Annotated in this window: 20 protein-coding genes; 10 read left to right on the top strand and 10 right to left on the bottom strand. The window is 63.6% G+C overall.

Annotated features, from left to right (window positions below):
• Positions 1 to 4 precede the first annotated feature (4 nt).
• A complete protein-coding gene (locus tag VIZ63_RS19115) occupies positions 5 to 1,807 on the bottom strand; it encodes an ABC transporter transmembrane domain-containing protein (RefSeq protein WP_331611323.1) in 1,803 nt (600 codons plus the stop codon).
• 141 nt (positions 1,808 to 1,948) lie between these two features.
• The gene (cysB, locus tag VIZ63_RS19110) at positions 1,949 to 2,926 is read right to left on the bottom strand and encodes an HTH-type transcriptional regulator CysB (protein WP_331611322.1); all 978 of its coding nucleotides are present in this window, start codon (positions 2,924 to 2,926) and stop codon (positions 1,949 to 1,951) included.
• Between the two features lie 169 nt (positions 2,927 to 3,095).
• On the opposite strand from cysB, the gene VIZ63_RS19105 reads away from it, so the two are divergent.
• From VIZ63_RS19105 to VIZ63_RS19080, 6 genes are all read left to right on the top strand, one after another.
• Entirely contained in the window at positions 3,096 to 3,884 is a 789-nt protein-coding gene (locus VIZ63_RS19105; RefSeq protein ID WP_331611321.1) for a phosphoadenylyl-sulfate reductase, read from the top strand.
• Between the two features lie 23 nt (positions 3,885 to 3,907).
• Entirely contained in the window at positions 3,908 to 5,362 is a 1,455-nt protein-coding gene (gene cysG, locus VIZ63_RS19100) for a siroheme synthase CysG (protein WP_331611320.1), read from the top strand.
• Entirely contained in the window at positions 5,359 to 6,450 is a 1,092-nt protein-coding gene (locus VIZ63_RS19095; protein ID WP_331611319.1) for a cysteine synthase A, read from the top strand. Before cysG ends, VIZ63_RS19095 begins: the two co-directional genes overlap by 4 nt.
• Positions 6,451 to 6,748: 298 nt before the next feature.
• Positions 6,749 to 7,114: a hypothetical protein gene (locus tag VIZ63_RS19090; RefSeq protein WP_331611318.1), complete on the top strand. Its 366-nt coding sequence runs from the start codon at positions 6,749 to 6,751 to the stop codon at positions 7,112 to 7,114.
• Positions 7,115 to 7,173: 59 nt separating this feature from the next.
• On the top strand, positions 7,174 to 8,520 hold the full coding sequence (locus tag VIZ63_RS19085) for an alpha/beta hydrolase family protein (protein WP_331611317.1): 1,347 nt from the start codon (positions 7,174 to 7,176) through the stop codon (positions 8,518 to 8,520).
• 57 nt (positions 8,521 to 8,577) lie between these two features.
• Positions 8,578 to 10,596: a PhoX family phosphatase gene (locus tag VIZ63_RS19080; RefSeq protein ID WP_331611316.1), complete on the top strand. Its 2,019-nt coding sequence runs from the start codon at positions 8,578 to 8,580 to the stop codon at positions 10,594 to 10,596.
• 66 nt (positions 10,597 to 10,662) lie between these two features.
• Here the strand turns inward: VIZ63_RS19080 and VIZ63_RS19075 are convergent, their stop codons facing one another.
• The 5 genes from VIZ63_RS19075 to VIZ63_RS19055 form a co-directional block, all read right to left on the bottom strand.
• Positions 10,663 to 12,090, bottom strand: coding sequence for an FAD-binding oxidoreductase (locus VIZ63_RS19075; protein WP_331611315.1), 1,428 nt, complete (start codon positions 12,088 to 12,090; stop codon positions 10,663 to 10,665).
• Positions 12,091 to 12,208: 118 nt separating this feature from the next.
• A complete protein-coding gene (locus VIZ63_RS19070; RefSeq protein WP_331611314.1) occupies positions 12,209 to 12,613 on the bottom strand; it encodes a hypothetical protein in 405 nt (134 codons plus the stop codon).
• Between the two features lie 283 nt (positions 12,614 to 12,896).
• Positions 12,897 to 14,342, bottom strand: coding sequence for a deoxyribodipyrimidine photo-lyase (locus VIZ63_RS19065; RefSeq protein ID WP_331611313.1), 1,446 nt, complete (start codon positions 14,340 to 14,342; stop codon positions 12,897 to 12,899).
• A 76-nt stretch (positions 14,343 to 14,418) separates the two neighbouring features.
• The gene (htpX, locus tag VIZ63_RS19060) at positions 14,419 to 15,300 is read right to left on the bottom strand and encodes a protease HtpX (protein ID WP_331611312.1); all 882 of its coding nucleotides are present in this window, start codon (positions 15,298 to 15,300) and stop codon (positions 14,419 to 14,421) included.
• A gap of 127 nt (positions 15,301 to 15,427) precedes the next feature.
• Positions 15,428 to 15,772, bottom strand: coding sequence for a DUF6763 family protein (locus VIZ63_RS19055; protein ID WP_331611311.1), 345 nt, complete (start codon positions 15,770 to 15,772; stop codon positions 15,428 to 15,430).
• A 381-nt stretch (positions 15,773 to 16,153) separates the two neighbouring features.
• Between VIZ63_RS19055 and proB the strand changes: the two genes are divergently transcribed.
• The 3 genes from proB to VIZ63_RS19040 all read left to right on the top strand — a co-directional run bounded on the left by proB (position 16,154) and on the right by VIZ63_RS19040 (position 19,286).
• Positions 16,154 to 17,317, top strand: coding sequence for a glutamate 5-kinase (proB, locus tag VIZ63_RS19050; RefSeq protein ID WP_331611310.1), 1,164 nt, complete (start codon positions 16,154 to 16,156; stop codon positions 17,315 to 17,317).
• Positions 17,318 to 17,404: 87 nt separating this feature from the next.
• Positions 17,405 to 18,832 carry a sensor histidine kinase gene (locus VIZ63_RS19045; RefSeq protein ID WP_331611309.1) on the top strand — a complete coding sequence of 476 codons (1,428 nt, stop codon included), beginning with the start codon at positions 17,405 to 17,407 and terminating at the stop codon, positions 18,830 to 18,832.
• Between the two features lie 31 nt (positions 18,833 to 18,863).
• On the top strand, positions 18,864 to 19,286 hold the full coding sequence (locus VIZ63_RS19040) for a response regulator (protein ID WP_331611308.1): 423 nt from the start codon (positions 18,864 to 18,866) through the stop codon (positions 19,284 to 19,286).
• 44 nt (positions 19,287 to 19,330) lie between these two features.
• Here VIZ63_RS19040 and VIZ63_RS19035 read toward each other — a convergent pair whose 3' ends face one another.
• Genes VIZ63_RS19035 through VIZ63_RS19025 form a run of 3 tightly spaced genes read right to left on the bottom strand, consistent with a single transcriptional unit; the run spans position 19,331 to position 21,305 of the window.
• Positions 19,331 to 19,570 (bottom strand): hypothetical protein, encoded by a 240-nt coding sequence (locus tag VIZ63_RS19035; protein ID WP_331611307.1) that lies wholly within the window; start codon positions 19,568 to 19,570, stop codon positions 19,331 to 19,333.
• Positions 19,571 to 19,587: 17 nt separating this feature from the next.
• On the bottom strand, positions 19,588 to 20,373 hold the full coding sequence (locus VIZ63_RS19030; protein WP_331611305.1) for an SDR family NAD(P)-dependent oxidoreductase: 786 nt from the start codon (positions 20,371 to 20,373) through the stop codon (positions 19,588 to 19,590).
• Positions 20,374 to 20,399: 26 nt separating this feature from the next.
• On the bottom strand, positions 20,400 to 21,305 hold the full coding sequence (locus VIZ63_RS19025) for an alpha/beta hydrolase (RefSeq protein WP_331611304.1): 906 nt from the start codon (positions 21,303 to 21,305) through the stop codon (positions 20,400 to 20,402).
• Between the two features lie 422 nt (positions 21,306 to 21,727).
• Here VIZ63_RS19025 and VIZ63_RS19020 point away from each other — a divergent pair, with 422 nt between their 5' ends.
• Positions 21,728 to 23,020, top strand: a complete 1,293-nt coding sequence (locus VIZ63_RS19020) for a glutamate-5-semialdehyde dehydrogenase (RefSeq protein ID WP_414703816.1) — start codon at positions 21,728 to 21,730, stop codon at positions 23,018 to 23,020.
• Positions 23,021 to 23,116: the final 96 nt, after the last annotated feature.

Here is a 23,116-nt window from a genome sequence, read left to right as displayed (position 1 = left end):
GGTCTTATGCTGTCTTTGCTTCGGTCGGTGACACAGCCAGGTCGGTGAACTGCAGCGCTGCGAGCCGTGCGTACAGCTCGTTGCTCGCCAGCAGTTCGGAGTGAGTGCCGATCGCTGCTATGCGACCGTGATCGAGGACGACGATGCGGTCGGCCTTGAGGATGGTGGCGAGGCGGTGCGCGATGATGATGGTGGTGCGGCCCTCCATCAGTTTCTCCAGCGCCTGTTGCACGAAGCGTTCGCTTTCAGCGTCCAGCGAACTGGTGGCTTCATCCAGCAACAGGATCGGCGGATCTTTCAGCAATGCACGCGCGATGGCGATGCGCTGGCGCTGGCCGCCGGACAGGCGTGTACCGCGTTCACCCAGGAACGTGTCGTAGCCTTCGGGCATCTGGCGAATGAAAGTATCCGCGCCGGCTGCGCGCGCGGCGGCCTCGATCTCGGCATCCGATGCCGTGGGGCGACCGTAGCGAATGTTCTCGCGGGCGCTCGCGCCGAACAGCACCGTTTCCTGCGGCACGAGGCCGATGCGCTGGCGCACGTCTTCGGGACGTGCGCGTGTGATGTCGACTCCATCGATCACGATGCGACCGGATACAGGATCGTAGAAGCGCAGCAGCAATTGAAACGTGGTGCTCTTGCCGGCGCCCGACGGACCCACGAAGGCGACGGTTTCGCCCGGGCGGATATCGAGCGCGAAGCCGTGCAGTGCCTGCGTGTCGGGGCGCGAGGGATAGCGGAACGATACCTGGTCGAATTGGATGTGGCCTTGCGCCGGCATCGGAAAGGACTGCGGATCGTCCGGTGCGACGATGGCCGGCTTCGCGTTACGCAGTTCAACCAGGCGTTCCATCGCACCGGCTGCGCGCTGGATCTCGCCCCACATTTCGCTCAAGGAAGCCGCGGCGATTCCGACGTAGACGGCATAGATGAGGAACTGGCTGAGTTCGCCGCCTGTCATCGTGTTGGCGAGAACGCGATGCGCTCCCTGCCACAGAACGAACGTGACGGCGCCGAAAATCATCATCGTGCCTAGAGCCGTCATCAAGGCCCGCGCCTTGGTGCGTTTCACCGCAACGACGAACGATTCTTCGACGACCTTGCCATAACGTTCGGTGTTCAGCCGTTCCAGTGTGAAGGCCTGCACCGTCTGGATCGCGTTGAGTGTTTCGCCTGCCAGGCCGCTGGTGTCGGCGATCTTGTCCTGGGCCTCGCGCGACAGCCTGCGCAGCTTTCTGCCCACCACGATCAGGGGCACGATCACCAGCGGAATCAGCACCAGGATCATGCCCGCCAGCGACGGGCTGGTGGCGATGAGCATGATGAGCGCGCCGATGAGCTGAATGCTCGAGCGCAGCGTGATCGACAGGTTCACGCCGGCGATCGACTGCACCAGCGTCGTGTCCGTCGTCAGGCGCGACAGCACTTCGCCGGTCCGCGTGACTTCGAAAAAGGTCGGATCCATGCGGATGACGCGTTCGTAGATGTCCGCGCGCAAGTCCGCCACGACACGTTCGCCGAGCCAGGTCACGAGATAGAACCGCAATGCGGCGAACAGGCCGAACGCGACGGCGGCAGCAAGGAACGCACCGAAGTACAGATCGATGGTGGCCGTGTCCTGCACCGCCATACCCTGGTCGATCACGCCGCGAAACGCGATCGGGATGATCAGCATCGCACCCGATGCGATCAGCAGCGCCACCAGCGCCAGCGCCAGCGTGCCTTTGTAATGACGCAGGTACGGCCACAACGAACGCAGCGGTTTCAGCGAGCGGGACTTGGGACGGTCAGCAACTTGGTCGGGCATGAGAGGGAGCGAATGAGAAGGCCGGTACACAAAGGAGCACAAAGGAACACAAAAATACTGGGCTCATCGATCTCTTCGTGATCGTTTGTGCTCCTTTGTGTACCTGTGCGTTCCTGCTTCGTTTTTTCTGTTGCCTGATCGTTATCTGTACACGGGCAACTCCACATCGGCGAACAACGCCTCGACGTCCGTCTGCGTCGCGGCATTGCCGGAGCGATCGACGAGACGCTTCGTCAGGTGCGGCGCGAACAGTTGCAGAAAGTCGTACATGTAGCCGCGCAGCAGTGCGCCCTGGTGGAAGCCTATCCAGGTGGAGTGCGAGGGAAACAGGTGCGAGGCGTCGATGGAGACGAGGTCGGAATCCTCACGGGCATCGACTGCCATGCTGGCAACGATACCCACGCCGAAGCCCAGCCGCACATAGGTCTTGATCACGTCGGCGTCGCGCGCGGTCAGCGCCACCTGCGGTGTGATTCCGGCACGGGCAAAAATCTGTTGCAGCGATGATGGGCCGCTGAAACCGAAGACGTAAGTGACGATGGGATATTTGCCCAGTGTCTCGATCGTGATCTTCGACTCGTTGGCCAGCGGGTGCCCGTACGGCACGACGATGCGGCGGTGCCAGCTGTAGCAGGGGAGCAGCACCATGTTGTCGAACAGCTCGCGCGAGCCGGTATTGATGGCGAAGTCGATACGGTCGCGCGCGGCCATGTCGGCGATCTGTTCGGAAGTGCCCTGATGCAGGTGCAGCTCCACGTCGGGGTAACGCTCGCGGAACTTGCGGATGACCGGCGGCAGCACGTATCGCGCCTGCGTATGAGTGGTGCCGAGCGACAGTGAACCGCGGTCATCGCCTTTCTGCTCGTCCGCCAGGCGCTTGATGCTCTGGACCTCTTTGAGGATGCGCTGCGCCCGCTCGATGACCCGCTTTCCGGCCGGCGTGACGCGCGTCAGGTTGCGTCCCTGGCGCAGAAAAATCGGAAATCCCAGTTCGTCCTCGAGCTGCTTGAGCTGTTTGGAAACGCCGGGTTGCGACGTGTGTAGCCGTTCCGCCGCCGCCGTGATGTTCAGGTCGTTTTCGGCTATCGCAGCGAGATAGCGCAATTGCTGTAATTTCATGGACTTGAATCTACCCGATGAACCTCGGGAAAGTCATAACGCGGCCGCATCATGACAGAACAAAAGGGTCTTTCCCCGGTTATAAGCCGGTTAGATACAGTCCCTCACACCTGATACCGGAACAACCCGGTTTCGCCAGCGATCGGATTCGGCCCGAAGAAGAAGGTTCATGACCACTGCCAGCTCCTCTCCCCAGCTTGTCGGCGATGCAGCCGGCAACGCCGATCTGTCCCCAAGGCTGCAGGCCCTGGTCGCAGGTACGTGTGAATTGCTGGACCGTGCGGTGCGCGAGTACAAGGATGTCGTGTACTCGAACAGTCTGGGTGCCGAAGCGATGGTCCTGACCGATCTGATCGCGACCCACGTGCCCGAGATCGAGATTTTCACGCTCGACACCGGTCGCCTGCACGAAGAGACGCTGGCCCTGCTCGATCGCATCGAGCGCCGCTATCAGCGCCGGATCCCCGTGTTCTCGCCGGACTCCGCACAGATCGAGCAGTACGTGCGCGAGAATGGCATCAATGGTTTCTATCTCGGACTGGACGAACGCCAGTCCTGCTGCCATATCCGCAAGATCGAGCCGTTCAAACGTGCCATCGCGGGCCGCAAAGCCTGGGTGACGGGCGTGCGCCGCGAGCAGTCCCCCGAGCGTGCCAGCAATGATTCGATTGCGTGGGACGACCGTTACGATCTCTGGAAGGTCAGCCCGATGCTCGACTGGAAGGAAGAAGACGTCTGGGCGTACATCAAGGCACGCAACCTTCCGTACAACCCGCTGCACGACAAAGGCTTCCCCAGCATCGGTTGCGCACCGTGCACCCGCGCTGTCGAGCCTGGCACCGATGCGCGCTCGGGTCGCTGGTGGTGGGAAAGCCCCGAATCGCGCGAATGCGGCCTGCAGCCGCGTCGTCGTGTCATTCCGATCAAGGTGGAATCGCGCCGCGCGGCTGCGCAATAACGCGCCGGCCGGCGCGCAAGTCCATGGACTACTTTCCAATCTTCCTCAAATTGACCGATCAGCCCGTGCTGGTCGTGGGCGGTGGGGAAGTGGCTGCGCGCAAGATCGACCTGCTGCTGCGCGCGGGTGCGCAGGTCACCGTCGTCGCACCTGAACTGATCGAGTCGCTGATCACACTCGCAAACCAGGGAACGATCCGCTATCTGCAGGGTGAATTCGCACCGGCCCAGCTGACCGGCATGTGTCTGGCGATCGCCGCGACGGACAGACAGCCCGTCAATGCCTGGGTCGCACGCCACGCCGAGCAGCTCAACATTCCCGTCAACGTCGTTGATGACCGCGAACTGTCGCGCTTCATCGTGCCCGCCATCGTCGATCGTTCGCCCGTCATCGTGGCGATCGCCAGCAGCGGCGATGCGCCGGTGCTGACGCGTCGCCTGCGTGAAAAACTGGAAGCTTTCCTGCCGCAGCGCCTGGGTGTACTGGCCGGACTCGCCGGCAGGTTCCGTTCGCTGGTGAAGGCGCGTATCGAAGTGCCTGCCGCGCGACGTCGTTTCTGGGAGAACTTCTTCGATGGTCCGATTGCCGCCGACGTGCTGGCCGGGCGCAGCGGGCCGACGTCCGTCGAGGCGCAGATCGACGCATCGCTGCAAGCAGTGAATGCGACGGATCGTCCTGCCGGCGAAGTCGCGCTGGTGGGCGCCGGACCCGGCGATCCGGGCTTGCTGACACTGCGTGCGCTGCGGGCTTTGCAGAACGCCGACGTCGTGCTGCACGACCGGCTGGTGTCGCCGCAGATCGTCGATCTGGCACGTCGGGACGCCGAGCGCGTCTACGTGGGCAAAGCGCCTGGCGCAACGCACGTCACCCAGGAAAACATCAATGCATTGCTGGTGAAGCTGGCTTTGCAGGGCAAGCGTGTCTGCCGGCTCAAGGGCGGCGACCCCTTCATCTTCGGTCGCGGCGGCGAGGAACTGGAAGCGCTGGCGGCCGCCGGCATCCGCTTCGAAGTGGTGCCCGGAATCACCGCGGCCGCCGGATGCGCGGCGTATGCCGGCATTCCGCTCACGCATCGCGACTACGCCCAGTCACTGACGCTCGTCACCGGCCATTGCAAGGGCGAGACAGACCAGGTCGATTGGGATCTGCTGGCTCGACCGGGCCAGACCGTCGTGTTCTACATGGGTCTGGGACATCTCGACGATATCGTCACCCGCCTGCGTGAGCGCGGCGTTCCGGCCGAGCGGGCTGCGGCCGTCATCGAACACGGCACACAAAGCACCCAACGCGTCATCACCGGAACCCTGGCGGATCTTGCGCAGAAGGTGACGCAGGCACAGGTGACATCGCCTGCGCTATTGATCGTCGGCGAGGTCACTCGCCTGCATGACACGCTGCACTGGTTCAATACGACGGCGCCGCGCGCTGACGAAATCAGCGCGTTCGCTTTTTCCAACGAGGGGAGGCTTTCGGCATGAGCATCCGGAACGGATTCGCCGACGCCATCGGCAACACACCATTGATTCGTCTCAACAAGCTCAGCGATGAGACGGGCTGCGAAATTCTCGGCAAGGCCGAGTTCATGAACCCCGGCGGTTCCGTCAAGGATCGCGCGGCACGCGCCATCATCGACGAAGCCGAGCACAGTGGCCGGCTCCAGCCGGGTGGCACGATCGTCGAAGGCACGGCAGGTAATACCGGCATCGGCCTTGCCCATGTCTGCAATACGCGCGGTTATCGTTGCATCATCGTGATGCCGGACAACCAGGCGAGCGAGAAGTACCAGATGATCGAAACGCTCGGCGCTGAAGTGCTGCGCGTGAAGACGGTCCCGTACTCCGATCCCAATCACTATCAGAAGGTCGCTGCGCAGCTGGCGGCGGAAATGCCGGATGCGATCTGGACCAACCAGTTCGACAACACGGCCAACCGCAATGCGCACGAACAGACGACGGGTCCCGAGATCTGGCAGCAGACCGCAGGACGCCTCGACGCGTTCGTGGCGGCGACTGGCACGGGCGGCACGCTGGGTGGAATCTCGCGCTTCCTGAAGCGTCAGCTCAACGATCGCGGCCGCAAGGTGCACGTGGCGCTGGCCGATCCCCAGGGCAGCTCGCTGTATCACTGGCTGCGGCACGGTGAACTGAAGGCCACCGGCCCCGGCTCCATCACGGAAGGCATCGGCATTGGTCGCGTGACCGCAAATCTCGAAGGTTCGCCCATCGACGACGCCCTGCATGTCACCGATGTCGAATGCGTGCGCATGGTGTATCGGCTGTTGCGCGAGGAAGGTCTGTTCCTCGGCAGCACCAGCGGCGTGAACGTTGCCGCGGCAGTGCAGATCGCAAAGCGGCTCGGGCCAGGTCACACCATCGTCACCATCCTCTGCGACAACGGGGCGAAGTATCAGTCGCGACTGTTCAACCGGAAGTGGCTCGCGGAGAAGGATCTGCTCGATGCCGCCGGTTTCGGACCGTCGGTGGGACAGCCTGCGCTGCACGCGCCCGCTGGAGTGCCCAGCATGCCGCGTCCCGGTGATGACTATCCACAGCGACTGCGGGCCTGATGCGGGAGAGCAGAATTTCACACGGAGAACACGGCGGTTCAGAACGGAAAAAAGAAGTTCTCTCTCCGTGCCCTCGTCCCGCGGGATTTCCGTTGGTCATGAACTCCGTGTGAAATTCCGTATTCCGGGCCCTGTGCAGGATCTTCATCCGCTCAAGTCAGTGCCGTTGGGCTTTGGCCGGACAATCGACGGCACGATTCGATCCCTTGTCATTGGGTCGACGCGGTCCGCAGATCCGAGCTTCAATTCCCGGCGTGACGCGGCGTAGTATCGCGGGATCTGATTCGGAGGGTCCCGCATGGCTTCTCGTCCACGTCTGATCCGTAGCCACCTCCTGCGGCTCGTTTCCCTGTTGAGTCTGGGGGCGTTGTCCGCGTGCCAGACCTCCCAGCGCCTGCAGCCTGAAGTGCCGCCATCGCCCTTGCGTCTGCTCGAATCGCGCGCCCTCGAGCTGCCCGATTCGTGTCAGCCCCAGGGCAGTGTCGTCGTCGATTTCATCGTCCTCGCCAGCGGACAGACTGACGCCATTCGTCCGGCGGCGGCGCCCGAGTGCGTGCAGCAGGCGCTGACGGCCTGGGTCGCTTCCTTCCGTTATTCCCCGATTGGCGCGACCTTCCCAGCGACGGTGGAGTGGTTGCTGGTCGAGGCGAAGAAGGGCTCCTGATCGGATTCTGCGACCTTGCGTTTAGCCACGACGCTGAGGACATGCAGGGTGCGTGACGCATGAAAAGAAAGATTCTCTGGGTGCTGGTTGCGGTGCTGCTGGTCGGTGGCCTCATCGCCTATCTCAAATCACGACCGGAGCCTGCCGACACGCGCTACAGCGGCGCCTACGTGCTCCACGATGGCTTGTTCGTGTTCGTCGCGCCTCGCGAAGGTCGGGCGCTGCGATTCCGGACCATGGCGGGCGAGAGCGGCGCACTGTGGCCGACGGGCGCAAACCGTTTCGAGGGCGGGAAGGGCTGGGCGGAGCGCGGCCCCGCGTACAACACGTTCACGTTCGAGATGGACGCGAGCGGCAAGCCCGTCGCGCTCGTGTGGGAGCAGACCGGTCTCGAGCCGCGTCGCGCGTCGATCGTGAAGTTGCCTGAGCAAATGGCGACGTTTCAAAGCGGCGAGCTGACCTTGCACGGTAAATTGGTGATGCCCGCGACACCGTGCCCCTGTCCGTCGGTTGTCGTCGTGCACGGCTCGGAGAGTTACAGCGCCGTCGAACACTACGCCGAGCCGTACATCTATGCCGCCAATGGCTTCGCCACGCTGGTGTATGACAAGCGCGGCACCGGCAAATCGACCGGCAAATACAGCCAGAATTTTCGCGTGCTTGCCGGCGATGTGCTTGCGGCCGTGAACTGGCTGCGCGATCAGCCGGGAATCGACGCGAACCGCGTGCACCTCGCGGGCTTCAGTCAGGGCGGCTGGATCGCGCCGCTGGCAGCCGCACGCGATGCGAATATCAAGAGCGTGCTGATCGGCTACGGTCCGATGGTGCCCGTCACCGGCGAGGATCGCTGGGGCTATGTCTACGCGCTGCATGAGAAAGGGTTCGGTGACGAGGCCGTTGCCCAGGCAGATCAGATCAACGACGTCATCTCCGATATCTTCGATCTAGGCGCGAATCGCTGGAATGAACTCGCAGCGATGCTGGATGAGTCGCGCGACGAACCGTGGTTCGCAGCGGTCAAGGGCAGCGACTCCTTGCTGGGGATGGTCGCGGATAGCAGGATGCCGTTGTGGATGGCCCGGACCTACCTGTGGTGGAAGCACGGCCGCGACAATCCACCGTTCATCGATCGCCTGTACGATCCTGTGCCCACGCTCGCGGCGCTCAACTCACCGAGCTACTGGATCCTGGGCGGCGCCGATTCGAGCATGCCGACCGAGTGGACCATCGAGCAGCTGGAAAAGCTGCAGAAGCGCGGCAAGCCCATCGACTACCTGGTGTATCCCGATGCGGATCACGGCATCCTGCGCTTCGAAACGGGCAAGGATGGCTCGCGCACGATCATTGGCTACGAGCCGGATTATTTCCGGCGCCAGATCGATTGGTTGAAACGGACGGACCTGTAATACGGCTGCAGCGTCCGGCCGCTATGCTGCTGCGTTTCACGACAGTACTGCGGAATCATGACATCACCCACTTTCGGCGATCTTCTCGAACAACGTTTGTCCCGCCGCCAGGTGCTCAGCGCAGGGGCTGCGCTCGCGCCTCTGGCGGCAGTTCCGGCACTTTTCAATGCGGGCGTGGCGTTCGCGGATTCGCCGAAGCTCGGGTTCACCGCGATCGCCGCCAGCGGCAAAGACGCGATCGCGCTGCCGCCCGGTTACACATACGACATCGTCGCGCGCTGGGGCGACAGCCTGTTTTCCAAAGTGCCGGACCTCGATGCATCGAAGCTCGCGCAGGGTGTGCTGTTGGAAGCGAACGCGGCCGAACTGCAGCGCTCGTGGTTCGGTCAGAACTGCGATGCCATCCACTTCTTTCCGTTCGACGGCAAGGGCGATCGCGGCATCCTCTGTGTCAACAACGAATACACCGACGACGCGCTGATGTATCCGGGTCATCCGGGATTCGACGGCGCGGTGAGTGGCAAGGGCCGTGAATATGTCCGGCAGCATCCGCAGCTGGTCAACGTGTCGATTGCGGCGACCGGCGTCTCGGTGATCGAAGTGGCGTGCGAGCAGGGGCGCTGGCGAATGGTGAAGGATTCGCGCTTCAACCGGCGCATCACTGCCGACACGCCGATGCAGATCCGTGGTCCCGCGCGGGGCGCGGCATTGATGCGGACTCATGCAGATCCCGACGGCATTGCTGCATTGGGCACATTCGGCAATTGCGCGGGCGGCGAAACGCCGTGGGGCACCTACCTGACCGCCGAGGAAAACATTCAGGATTACTTCGGCAACTTCGCGGCGCTGCAGGCCCGCAAGGACGTGGATGCGCATATCGTCGAAGCGCATCGCTGCTGGCGCTTGTGGAAACAGCATTCGCTGTATGGTTGGGAGAACGTGCATGCGCGATTCGATCTGGCGCAGGAACCCTGTGAGCCGTTTCGTTTTGGCTGGATCGTGGAAATCGATCCCCGTGATCCGACGCGCGCACCGGTGAAGCGCACTGCGCTTGGCCGGTTTGCCCACGAAGGCGCGAGCCCCGTGGTCGCGCCCGATGGCCGCATTGCCGTGTACATGGGCGACGACGACAAGTTCGAGTACGTCTACAAGTTCATTTCATCCGGACGGTTCGATGCGAAAAACCCGGGCGCGAATCGCGATCTGCTGGATGCGGGCACATTGCACGTCGCGCGTTTCGACGCCAGCGGCAGCGGACAGTGGTTGCCGCTCGTGTACGACGAGAAGGGCCCGCTGAATGCAGCGGCGGGCTTTCGCAATCAGGCCGAGGTTCTGATCAAGGCGCGTGCGGCTGCGTATGTGCTGGGAGCCACGCCGATGGATCGCCCGGAGGATGTCGAAGCGAATCCAACGACGGGGCGCATTTACATCGCCTGCACGCGCAATGACTCGCGCGAGCCGCAGGCCACGCCACGTGCGTATTCCGGGCGCGAGATCGACCGCGGCCCCAATGCGGCGAACCCGCGCGGCAGGAATCTCTATGGCCACATCATCGAGATCCGGGAAGCGGGCGACGATCACACCTCGCTCGGGTTTTCGTGGGAGGTGTTCATTCTGGCCGGCGATCCGCGCCGCGGCCGGCTGATCACCAGCATTGCCGAGTTGCAGTCGGGCAAGGTCGGCTCGGAAGACACCTATTTTGCCGGCTACACCAAGGCCGCAGACATCAGCGCCATCGGTTCACCCGACAACATCGGCTTCGATATCGCCGGCAATCTGTGGATCGTCACGGATGGCACGCAGCCGCAGGAACTCAACGATGGCTGCTGGGCCTGCCCGACGACGGGACCCGAGCGCGGCAAGCTGCAGCGGTTCATGAGCGCACCGGTGGGTGCCGAAGTGTGCGGCGTGCAGTTCACACCCGACAACACCACACTGTTCTTCAGCATCCAGCATCCCGGCGAAAACGGCAGCGTCGACGCACCGAAGAGTCACTGGCCCGACGGAGGTAATTCGCAACCTCGCTCGAGCGTCATCGCGGTGCGCAGAACGGATGGAGGGAAGGTCGGAAGCTGAGTAGTTGATAGTGAGGGCGAAGCGGAGGACCGGCATCTTCGCTATCAACTTTCAACTATCCACTGCCTAAAGGACTTTCCCCGGATTCATGATCCCCTTCGGATCGAGCGCGTGCTTGATCGATTTCATGACGGACAGCGCGACGGGATTCTTGTAGCGCTGCAGTTCCCCACGCTTGAGCTGGCCGATGCCGTGTTCGGCGCTGAAGCTGCCGCCGTATCTCGCCACCAGATCGTGGACTGCGCGGTTGATGCGCGGGGCGAGTGCTTCGAACGATGCGGCATCGCCCTGCGTGGGCTGGCTCGCGTTGAAATGCAGGTTGCCGTCGCCGAGGTGGCCGTAGGCGACGATGCGTGCTTCCGGTGCGATCTGCTGAATCGCGTCCGACCCTTCGACGATGAAGCGCGGCAACTCGCTGCTGCTCACCGAGATGTCGTGCTTGATGCTGGCGCCTTCGCGACGCTGGCCCTCGGGAATGGATTCACGCAGCCGCCAGAATTTTTCGCGCTGCGCATCGCTGGAGGCGAGTGCGGCGTTGGCGATCAGCCCTTCGTCCATCGCCTTCGACAGTTCCGCTTCGATGCTCTCGTGCAGTCCGGTGTCGTAGCCGCCGCTGCCGATCTCGAGCAGCACGTACCAGTTGTAGCGTGTGTCGAACGGATCGGTCGTATCGCTGATGTTTTTCAGCACCATGTCGAGCGCCAGGCGCGGCATGAGTTCGAACGTGCTGACACAGTCGCAACTCGCGACGCGCAGGCGTGAGAGCAGCTTGACTGCGGCGGCCGGTTCCGGGATCGCGAGGATCGCAGTCAGGATGGAAGCCGGTCGGGAGAACAGTTTGCACACGGCGGCGGTGATGATGCCGAGCGTGCCTTCCGCGCCGATGAACAGATCGCGCAGGTCGTAGCCGGTGTTGTCCTTGCGCAGCGAGCTCAGGCTATCGAGGATGCGGCCGTCGGGCAGCACCACTTCGAGTCCCAGAACCAGGTCACGCATCATTCCGTAACGCAGTACCGCGGTGCCGCCCGCGTTGGTCGACAGATTGCCGCCGATCTGACACGAGCCCTCCGAGCCGAGACTCAGCGGAAACAGACGTCCGACCTCGCTGGCCGCTGCCTGCGCCTGCGCCAGCACGCAGCCTGCCTCGACCACCATCGTGTAGTTGAGTGGATCCACGGCACGGACGCGCCGCATGCGCGACAGAGAGATGACGATCTGCGAGCCATCGGCACTCGGCGTGGCTCCGCCGCAATAGCTGGTATTGCCGCCGACGGGGACGACGCCGATGCCGGACTCGTTACATAAGCGCAGGATGGCTGCGACCTGGTCGGTGCTGTCGGGCCGCAGGACCAGCGGTGTCGCGCCGCGATACAGCTTGCGATGATCGGTGAGGAACGGTTCGACGTCGCCGGCCTGATCGAGGAAGCCTTGCGGGCCGACGATGGCGCGCAGGCGATCCAGCGCTTCGGCAGAGGGTGTGGGTCGGGCGTTCATTGGGGGATTCTAGTCGCCTGTCGACGGGCGTGCGTTGCGGTCTGCACCGACGCTGGCGCGAGATAAGTCAGTAGTGCAGCGCATGACAGTCAGGGCAGGTCCGTCTGCATTCCAGCTCTCAGTTATCAATGTCGACCGTCAACTCCTCATACTCTTCCTGCCCGATGCGCTGCGCCTCGGTCACTTTCAGCGCGCTCATTGCGCAGACGAAGTAGCTGACATTCCCGTCAGCTGTTGCGGTGCCCGCCAGCAGGCGCTGTCCATCGTCGCGGGGCGTATCGATGGTCATTTCGAACGCGGCCTGCAGGGGCGCCTGCTTCGCATCGAGCAATGCTTTCTGGCAGAACAGGACGGGACATTGCTGTTGCGCTTCGTTCGAGTCGAGGGAATCGCAACCCTTCACCACGGTGGCCTTGTCGGTGCGCAACAGCCCCGGTTCCTTGAGCGAGTCGAGCAGCGAAAACAATCCCCACAGGCACAGAGCAGCCACGCCGACGAAGATCCCGAGCCGGAAGGGCAGCACGATCAGCGAACCCGCGCGATGGGCTTCATGTCCGGGAGCCTAGCAAAACAGGGGCGCACTGGAACGAGCGTGGGAGCAATGGCGCTGACTTGAGCTGTTTCGTCGGTTCTTCTGTGGGTCCGGCTTCCCCGTGGCATTCCCTCCAGTCGCAGCCCAGTGCCGCTTACCTGGCGTGTGTGACGGGATTCCGAATCCTGAGAAGAGAATCTCCCCGTGTACCCCGTGGAAATCTTCGATTCTTCTTCGCTGACGCCACTGCGATGCTTGAGTAAGTGCCGTTGGCCTAGGGGGAGTCCGAGGACTGCTTCATGACCTGGTAGGCAGTCAGCGCGTCGTCACGGCTTTGTCGCAGGTCGATCACGGGTCGCGGATAGGTCTTGCCGAGCACGATTCCGGCGCGGCTCAGGAGGTCGTCGGGTGCTTCCCAGGGACGATGAATCCACTTGTCGGGGAGTGTTGCCAGTTCCGGTAGCCACTGGCGGATATAGGCGCGCTGGGGATCGAACTTCTCCGCCTGCAGCACCGGATTGAAGATCCGGTAGTACGGCGCGGCGTCGGCGCCACAGCCTGCTGTCCATTGCCAGCCCAGCGTATTGCTGGCGAGATCGGCGTCGACCAGCGTGTCCCAGAACCAGCGCGCGCCCTGCAGCCAGTGGATCTGCAGGTTCTTGGTCAGGAACGACGCGGCGATCATGCGCACACGATTGTGCATCCAGCCCCTGTGCCACAACTCGCGCATGCCGGCATCGACGAGCGGGTAGCCGGTCATGCCACGCTGCCAGGCACGCAGCAGGCTCTTGCTGCGCCCCCACTGCCAGTGTTCGAAGCGCGTATCGAGCGGCTTGTCGGTGGTATGCGGAAAGTGAAAGAGCAGGTGATGCGCGAACTCGCGCCAGCCCAGTTCCTTCGCGTACGTGGCCAGCGAATTCGAACTGGCGGCCTGCAGATGCAGACGCGCGAAGATCTGCCGCGGGCCGATCTCGCCGAAGTGCAGGTGGGGCGACAGCGAAGACGTGCCAGTGAGGTCGGGTCGATCGCGTGCGTGGGCGTAGTCGGATGCCGCCTTCGCAAAGCGCTCGAGCTGTCGATGTGCACCGGCTTCGCCCGGTTCCCAATGCTGCGCGATGCCTTCGTCCCAGTGAATGTCGGGCAGCAGCGCGAGGTCGGCGATGGTGAGCGAATCGAGTTTGTTGCTGGTGGTCGCGAGGCGCCGCGGTGCGGGCTGCGGCGCCGGCAGGCGATCGATCTGCGTCAGCGCGCTACGCCAGAACGGCGTGAACACCCGATAGGGCAACTGCTGACCGTTGCGGATCGTCCAGGGTTCGAACAGCAGGGCCGCGTTGTGACTCTCGACGTCGATATCGTTCTGGGCGAGCCGGGTCTTGATCGCTGCATCGCGGGCGACGATCGCCGGTTCATACAATCGATTCCACGTGACCAGCGTCGCGCCCGACTCGCGCACGAGTTGCGGCAGCACGGACAGCGCAGCCCCGCGACGCACTATCATTCGACTGCCGCGATCGAGAAGCTGTGATTCGAGTGCGGTGAGGCTGTGATGCAGCCACCAGTTGCTGGCGGCTCCCGGTGCCCAGGTTCCCTCGTCCTGCGGGCTGTGGATGAACACCGGCAGGATCTGTCCGGCGTTGGCAAGGGCATAGGCCAGCGCCGGGTTGTCGGCGAGTCGCAGATCGCGACGCAACCAGACCAGGGCGAGCCGATGCGAGGTCATGCGATCAGGAGTCTCAAATGAAAAGGCCCGGATTCAGCAAGCCGAATCCGGGCCCGGGAAGCTCACTGCGTGGCGATCAGGTCGCGTTACGCAGCGCTGCGATGCGCTCTTCGAGCGGCGGGTGCGTCATGAACAGGCGCTTGAGTCCGCTGCCGATTCCGCCGCTGATGCCGAACGCGGCCATCTTGTCCGGCAGGGGCTGCGGATGCGACTGACGCAGGCGCTCGAGCGCGCCGATCATCGACTGGCGGCCCGCCAGGGTTGCGCCGCCGCTGTCGGCACGGAACTCACGCTGCCGCGAGAACCACATGACGATCATGCTGGCGAGAATCCCGAGCACCAGCTGCGCCACGATGGTCGTGATCATGAACGCCGGACCATGGCCGCGTTCCGTCTTGAACACGACGCGATCCACGACATAGCCGACGATCCGCGACAGGAAAATGACGAACGTGTTCACCACGCCCTGGATGAGGGTCAGGGTGACCATGTCGCCGTTCGCGACATGGCTGACTTCGTGCGCCAGCACGGCCTCGGCTTCCTGTCGCGACATGCCTCGCAACAAGCCGGTGCTGACTGCGACCAGTGCGTTGTTGCGATTGGCCCCCGTGGCGAAGGCATTCATTTCCGGTGTATCGAAGATGCCTACTTCAGGCATGCCGATGCCGGCGGCCTGCGCCTGGCGGCGCACGGTTTCGACCAGCCACTGTTCATCCGCGGTGCGCGGCTGTTCGATGACCTGCACACCCATGGACCGCTTGGCGCTCCACTTGGAGATGGCGAGCGAGATCAGCGAACCGGTGAAACCGAGGACGGCGGAATAGATGAGCAGGTTGTTGTAATTGAGCCCGGTGCCCTGCTCATCGAGGATACGGTCCACCCCGAGCAGCCGCAGCGTCACGCTGAGCACCAGCAGAATGGCGATGTTGGTCGCCAGGAACAGGAAAATACGCTTCATTCGAGGCCCCGACTGATCTCATCCCGCGAAGAATGCGGGTTGCTGGTGCATGTGGGGATTCGGCGGACGCTTTTCAAGCAAGGGAAGGTCGCGACCCGCTACCGCTCGGGAGGTCACGACCCACGCGTCAGTTGTCGTTACGATCGCTGTAGTCGTCGTCCATGTCCTCATCGTCGTCCTCATCCCAGTCGTCCTCGTCCTCGTCTTCGTCCCAGTCGTCGTCTTCTTCGTCGTCCAGGTCTTCTGCTTCCTCAGCGTCGACGGCGACGTCACTGGCCCAGCCTTCGGGCTCAGAGCTGCGCTCGAGGTCGAGTTCGTGCCAGGTGTCGAGATCGATTTCCTCGATGTCACCATTCTCGTACTGGATCTCGACGAGCTCCGCATCCGGATCGACGGACAAGACCAGGAAAATCTCGTTCTCTTCGAGATCTTCGAACCACTGCCCCTTGATCGGGTCGTAGTCTCTACCCACGTGACACCTCAAAACGACGACATGAAAAGGAAGGAAGGAATGTCTGCAGTACGACCGAAAGTCTGCAGCTGACCAGCGGCAGGATATTAGGGGGTCCGGCCGGTGGCAGGCAACAGAACAAGCACGTTGTATCAGGCACACATGTTGCCATCATCGCCATCCGTGACTCTCGCATCGCATGGCCACGCGCAGGCATCTGCTAAACTGCTGCGCGCCGCGAAAAGCCGACATCAATCCACACCGACCCTGCCTCGATGCATGCCTCTGCCTCGAGCATCCTTGCGCGGTATGCACCGGTCTGTTTTTTGCCGCAACACCGGCCTCCGGAAGACCGCGGACAACACACAACACTGAAACGTCAGCCCTCTGCATCTTTCAACCATGACCACGAAGGAACGCAAAACGGCGTCCGGACCACTTACCCGGGCGAGACGCGTGGTAATCAAGATCGGTTCCGCATTGCTGGTCGAAGCCGCCTCGGGACGCCTCAATCGCACCTGGCTCGAGACCCTCGCCGCCGACATCGCGACCCTGCGTGAGCGCGGCCAGGACGTGCTGCTGGTCTCCTCCGGGGCCATTGCCCTGGGCCGTCGCCACCTGGGACTCGAACCCGGCAAGTTGAAGCTGGAGGAAAGCCAGGCCGCTGCCGCCGTCGGCCAGATCCGCCTCGCGCATGCATGGAAGGAAGTGCTCGATCAGCACGGGCTGACCGTGGCACAGATCCTGCTGACGTTCGGCGACACCGAGGAACGTCGTCGTTATCTGAATGCACGCAGCACCCTCGGCACCTTGCTCAGGCTCGGCGCCATTCCAGTCATCAATGAAAACGACACGGTCGCGACAGCGGAAATCCGCTACGGCGACAACGATCGTCTGGCGGCCCGTGTGGCGCAGATGATGAGCGCCGACTGCCTGGTGCTGCTGTCGGACGTGGATGGCCTGTACACCGCGGATCCCACGCGAGACCCGTCGGCACAGTTCATTCCCGAGGTGCGGCGGATCACGCCCGACATCGAACGCATGGCCGGCGGCGCCGCCTCCGCAGTCGGGTCGGGCGGCATGGCGACGAAAATCGCGGCTGCGAAGATCGCGGTGACGGCGGGATGCCACATGTGTGTCGCGGCCGGGCGTGAGATGCATCCACTCAGGAGAATCGAGACCGGCGCACGCTGCAGCTGGTTCTATCCGTCGGCGAGCCCGGCGACCGTGCGCAAGCAATGGATCGCCGGTGCGCTCAAGGCCGCCGGTGAAGTGTTCGTGGATGCCGGCGCTGCGGCCGCGCTGCGGCGAGGCAAAAGCCTGTTGCCCGCGGGCGTAACGCGCATCGAGGGCCGGTTCGACCGCGGCGATGCACTGTTGGTGCGCGATGCCGAGGGACTGGAGATCGCCCGTGGCCTGTCCGCCTATTCAAGCGCCGATGCCGAACGGCTGCGCGGTCGCAAGTCCGCCGAAATCGAAGCGCTGCTGGGTTTTCGCGGGCGTGATGAGATCATCCATCGCGATGATCTGGTGATCACCGTCGAGGCCCAGGCCGATGGCGTTTGAATTGAGGGCTGCCGGGCGCTGCCGGTGATCATCGATCCGCCGCGTACTCCTTAGAACGGAATCGTCCACGCACCATTGCGAGACCGCATGCAGGATCTGGGAAAGAAATCCGCACGCATCAGCCGCGCGCTGCTGATCACAGTGACGCTGTGCTTCATGACGCTCTTCGTCTCGACCGTCGTGCTGATCGGCATTTCGCGCACGGCCGTACGCACTGACGAGTGGATCGCGCGCACCCTCGAGGTACAGGACGCCCTCGATTCGCTCCTGATGAACGTCACCGATGCGGAGGCGGGTCAGCGCGGCTACCTCATCACCCGCGATGAGCAGTTTCTCGCAACCGTCGCCGCCGCGGACGAATCGCTGCAGGCGCAGTTACTGCGGCTGCGCAGCCTGGTGGCGGACTACCCCCTGCAGCAGCAACGCATCGAGAAGTTGGCGCCATTGCTGGCCGAGCGACTGGCAGCCATCCACCAGACCCTCGAACTCGCGCAGCACAACCAGCCCCAGGACATGAACCAGATCGTGAGCGGGCGCGGTGCGCAGATGACGCAGGAAATCCGGGACAGCATCGCCGCCATGAACGATAGCGAGGCGGGTCGACTCATCGACCGGCGTCGCGAGGCAGCGGTGATCCGGGAACAGTTCATTGCGACGATCAGCGGGCTCGTCATCGTCGCCGGCGTATTCGCGGCGTTCGCGCTATTGAGCGTGCGGGCGTACCTGCGCGGTCTGGAAGAAAGTCGTCAGCGCGTGGTGGCGCATCAGGCGGAACTCGAGGCCCGGGTGGCCGAACGCACGGCGGAACTCACGCGCACGACGGAGCTGGCGCAGCGGGAGCGCAGTCGCGCCGAGACGCTGCTGACGGACGTCAATCATCGGGTCGGCAACAATCTCGCGCTCGTCTCGTCATTCCTCACCATGCAACAGCGCGCCGTGACCAATCCGGAGGCCGTGAAGGCGCTGTCTGCCGCCAGGGCCCGCGTCCAGGCGGTGGCATCCTCACATCGCAAGCTGCGGCTCGGCGCAGACTTCGCCACCGTCAAGGCGAACGAAGTTCTCGGCGCCGTGCTCGACGACATCGGCGCCGGATTGCCGCCGGACGGCAGGATCCATATCGACTACGACCTGCTGCCGCTCGAAATCCACGCGCGCGATGCAGTGTCGCTGGGCGTGCTGACGAGCGAGCTGGTCATGAATGCGATCAAGCATGGCTTCACGGGCGGTGAAGCAGGCGACGTCAGAGTAATCTTCGGCGTAACGGCCGATGGACCTCCCTTTTTGGAAGTGAGTGACGACGGGGTGGGGTATGACAGCAACAACAACGAGAACATCGAGCCGCACGACCCGCTGTTGGCACCGGCGCGCGGCGGTGGCCTGGGTGCCCGCATCATCGACATGCTGGCGCGCCAGTTCGGTGGCGAAACGCACCGCGCGCCGCTGCGTGAAGGTGCGCGGCCTGGAACCTGTGTACGCGTGGAACTGGCCAGGCTCGAGCTCATGCAGCAGCCCTGAGGGCGACTCGCCGCGGATTGCCGCGTCACCCGTGCATGCAACTGCAGGAGAGGGCAGTGATGCAGGCACGGCAGGCGCAGGCGATAGCGACCTGCTGCGGGGTCTGAAGATCCTGCTGGTCGAAGATGACTTCATCGTCGCCTTCGACATGCAGGGGCTGCTGCAGGACTATGGCGCCGAGGTTCTCGGTCCTGTCTCGAGCGTGGCCGAAGGCCAAGCGATCGTGGCGAGCCAGCAAGCGGATGCCGCCGTGCTGGACGTCAATCTCAATGGCGAGTTCGTCTTCGCACTGGCGGGGCAGTTACGCCAGCAGGGTGTACCGCTGCTCTTCGCGACCGCACATGCCGATGACGACGCCTTGTTTCCTGCCCCCGAGCGGACTGCGCCGCGAGTCGCGAAGCCCGTGCTGCCGAGCGTGCTGATTGCGCAGTTGCGAAAGCTGGTGGGCCGATAAGGCGTTCTCTTGAAGCTTCCCTGACCGGCGCCTGGTTACTGCCGCTATTGCGGGTCCTTGCGGTTCTCCGGAATGTCGACGAAGCGACCGGACGGCGGATCGCTTGCGGGGAACGTGTCGTCCAGGGATTCGTCCACCGCAGCCTCGCTGGCGGCCTGTGGATTTCGCAGGCGCCAACGGTAGGCAATGCCCTTGAGCGCCGGTGCGACGATCAACCCGAGTGCACCGACCAGCGCCAGTGTTTCCAGGGCATCGAAGGCGGCAGAACGCTGGCGTTGCGGCATACAGGAACTCCAGAAGGTTAGATTCTCGGTGGCACGACCGGATGCGAGGCCGATAGCCCGCCGTCGACCGGAAATGCCTGCCCGTTCACGTAAGACGAATCGTCCGACGCCAGGAAGAGCGCCATCTGCGCGATTTCCACAGGTGCACCCGCCCGACGCAATGGATTCAACTGTCCAATCTTGTGATCGGTTCCACGCGCCCGCGCCTGATCGAAGATCGGTCGTGTCATACCGGTTTCGATGAGACCAGGACAGATCGCATTGATGCGTACGCCGCTGCCGAGCAGCTGCCATGCCGTCGTCTGCACCAGGCTGATGACGCCGGCCTTGCTGGCGCTGTAAGGCGAGCCGCCGGCGCCCGAGCGCAGTCCGGCCACCGATGCGGTGCAGATGATGGAGCCGCCGCGGCGCGCCGTCATGACACGGGCCGCGTGCTTCACGGCAAGGAAGGTGCCGATGAGATTGATCTTGAGGATCTCGGTCCAGTGCTCGGCGGTCTGTTCCTGCAGCGGCACGAGACCGCCGCTCACGCCGGCATTGGCAAAGCACACATCCAGCGCGCCGAATTCGCGGACTGCCGTATCGATCGCGAGTGTGACGTTGGCTTCGTCCGCAGAGTCCTTCACGAGCGCGACGACTTTGCCGCCGGCGTTGCGGACCATCGAGGCCGTTTCTTCGACGGCCGGTGCACGGTCGAGCACGACGAGGTTGGCGCCCTCGGCTGCGAACAGCAGGGCGCTGGCGCGGCCGATGCCGCTGGCTGCGCCGCTGATCAATGCTGTCTTGCCTTCGAGTCGTTGCATCACGATCCCTCGCTAGTGGAGTGAATTCAGCGGGTGACGCTCACGTCGGCGCGCTTCGCAATGCTGACGATCGCATCGACGATCTGTTCCTGAAATTTCGGCGGCAGGTCGTGACCCATGCCGGGAATGATGCGCAGTTCGGCGCCTGCGATGGCGTCGGCCGTGTCGCGGCCGCCTGCCACCGGAACCAGCGGATCGTCGGCGCCGTGGATCACCATCGTCGGTGCGGTGATGCGGCGCAATTTCTCGCGACGATCGCCGTTGGCCGTGACGGCGGCCATCTGACGTCCGAAGCCGGCCGGGTTGTAGTTGCGTTGCACTTCTGCGATCAGGCGTTCACGCGCCGCCGCTTCGTCGAGCGGCGCGCCGGGGCTGCCGATGACCCGCAGCGTGTTCAGGCCGTGCAGGACATACGCCTCGAGATCGCTGGGGTGCGGCGCGCGTGCCATCAGTACGGCAGAGGCCGCTCGCGCCGGCGGCGGCAGTGTCGGATTGCCGGTGGTCGACATGATCGAGGTCAGGGACAGAACACGCGATGGATAGTTCGCAGCGACGAGCTGCGCGATCATGCCGCCCATCGATGCGCCGACGATGTGGGCCTTGTCGATTTTCAGCGCGTCCATCAGGCCGACCGTGTCGGCGGCCATGTCTTCCAGCGTGTACGGTACCTGGGCCGGTAGTCCCGCCATGCGGGCTGCAATGAGCGTGGCCAGTTCCGGTACCGGCGCGCCGTCCATCTTCGCCGACAGGCCGATATCGCGATTGTCGAAACGGATCACGCGAAAACCGCGTTCCACGAGTTTGTCGCAGAAGCGCAGGGGCCAGCGGACGAGCTGGGCGCCGAGGCCCATGATGAGAATCACGGTCGGATGGGCGGCCGAACCGAAGGATTCGTATTCGAACTGCAGACCGTTGACGCTGATCTGGGGCACGGGTCTGTCTCAGGCTGTTGCTGGGGCGGCGAAGGTGCAGGCGCCCACGCCATGGCTGCATTGCCGCGCAGCTCAATAGGCAAGGTGCTCAAGCGCCAACTATATGGGTGTTCCAGAGGAAGAGGGTAAGAATTTCACACGCAGTTCACGCAGTTCACGCAGTTCAATCCGATCAGGATTTTTCTTCCGGCCTCCGTGCTTCATATGAAATTTTTCCGGCTCACGTCGCAATGATATTGCTCTTGTCCGCGAGCCGCGCGATGGGAATGCCGACAGTCGCATAGAACCGCGAAGGCGAGACCGCCGGGCGACGCGCGAGGTGGAATCACGGGAAAAGCAGTTGCTGCAGCGATTCGAATTGATTTCGACGGGGTTGTCTGACAATTCTTTACTGTGTGCGACTCGTTGCTAGAATGCCCTGCATGAACGTCAATGCGCCGAGTCCCGATTCCCGCACGCAGGATATTGCGAGCCTCATGAACGCCATTGGGCACGCGGCCGTCGACGCCGCGCGCGAATTGGCGAACACCACTACCGCGCAGCGCAATGCAGCGCTGCTTGCCGTTGCCGCCGCAGTTCGCGAAAACCGCGCGGCGATCCTCGATGCGAATCGTCAGGATCTGCAGAGCGCGCGTGAGCGCGATCTCTCCGCAGCGCTGCTGGATCGCCTGATGCTGGATGAGAAGCGCATCGAGAGCATGGCGGCCGGTCTCGAAGCCATCGTGAGTCTGGCTGATCCGCTCGGCGTGGTGACGGCGGAGTGGACGCGTCCCAATGGCATGCGCATTCAGCGTGTGCGTGTGCCGCTCGGCGTAATCGGCATCATCTACGAGAGCCGCCCCAACGTCACCGCCGATGCAGGTGCTCTGTGTCTCAAGTCAGGCAACGCGGTGATCCTGCGTGGCGGCTCCGAGAGCATCCGGTCGAATCGCGCCATTCATCAATGTCTGGTGGCGGGGCTGCGCGCCGCGTCGCTGCCGGAAGCGGCCGTTCAGCTCGTGCCGACAACAGACCGCGCGGCCGTGGGTCACATGCTGGGTTCGATGACCGACTTCATCGACGTGATCGTGCCGCGCGGCGGCAAGAGCCTGGTGTCGCGTGTGCAGCAGGAAGCGCGTGTGCCGGTGATCGGTCACCTGGAAGGCGTGTGCCATGTGTATGTCGATCGCGATGCCGATCTCGAGATGGCGCGCAGCATCGTCCTCAATGCCAAGCTGCGTCGCACCGGTGTATGCGGAGCTGCAGAAACGCTGCTGATCGATCGCGCGGCAGGCGCGCTGCTCGCGCCGATCGTGACTGCATTACTCGATGCCGGCTGTGAAGTGCGCGGCGACGATGCAATTCGCGGTATCGATCGTCGCGTCGTGTCGGCCAGCGAAGAAGACTGGTATGCCGAATACCTCGACAGCATCATCGCGGCGCGACTCGTGGATGGTGTGGATGGCGCTGTCCAGCACATAGCGAAGTACGGTTCGGGGCATACCGAATCGATCGTGACGGGCAACGCCGAAACGGCCGAACGTTTCCTGTCGACCGTCGACAGCGCCATCGTGCTCCACAACGCATCCACGCAGTTCGCGGATGGGGGCGAGTTCGGCATGGGAGCCGAGATCGGAATTTCGACCGACAAGTTCCACGCCCGCGGTCCGGTGGGCGTCGAGCAATTGACCAGCTACAAGTACGTCGTGCGGGGCAGCGGTCAGACACGCCCATAAGCGCGTCGCAATCGCCCGTTCCGGCGCTGCGTCACAATTCCCCGTGATTCCCCGCCTATATACTTGACCGTCGTCTTCTGTCGGGCTCTCTGCGCG

The organism is Povalibacter sp., assembly GCF_036520495.1.
Classification (GTDB): Bacteria; Pseudomonadota; Gammaproteobacteria; order Steroidobacterales; family Steroidobacteraceae; genus Steroidobacter.
The sequence above is the reverse complement of the archived record's forward strand: the minus strand, read 5'-3'. Positions and strand labels throughout refer to the sequence as shown.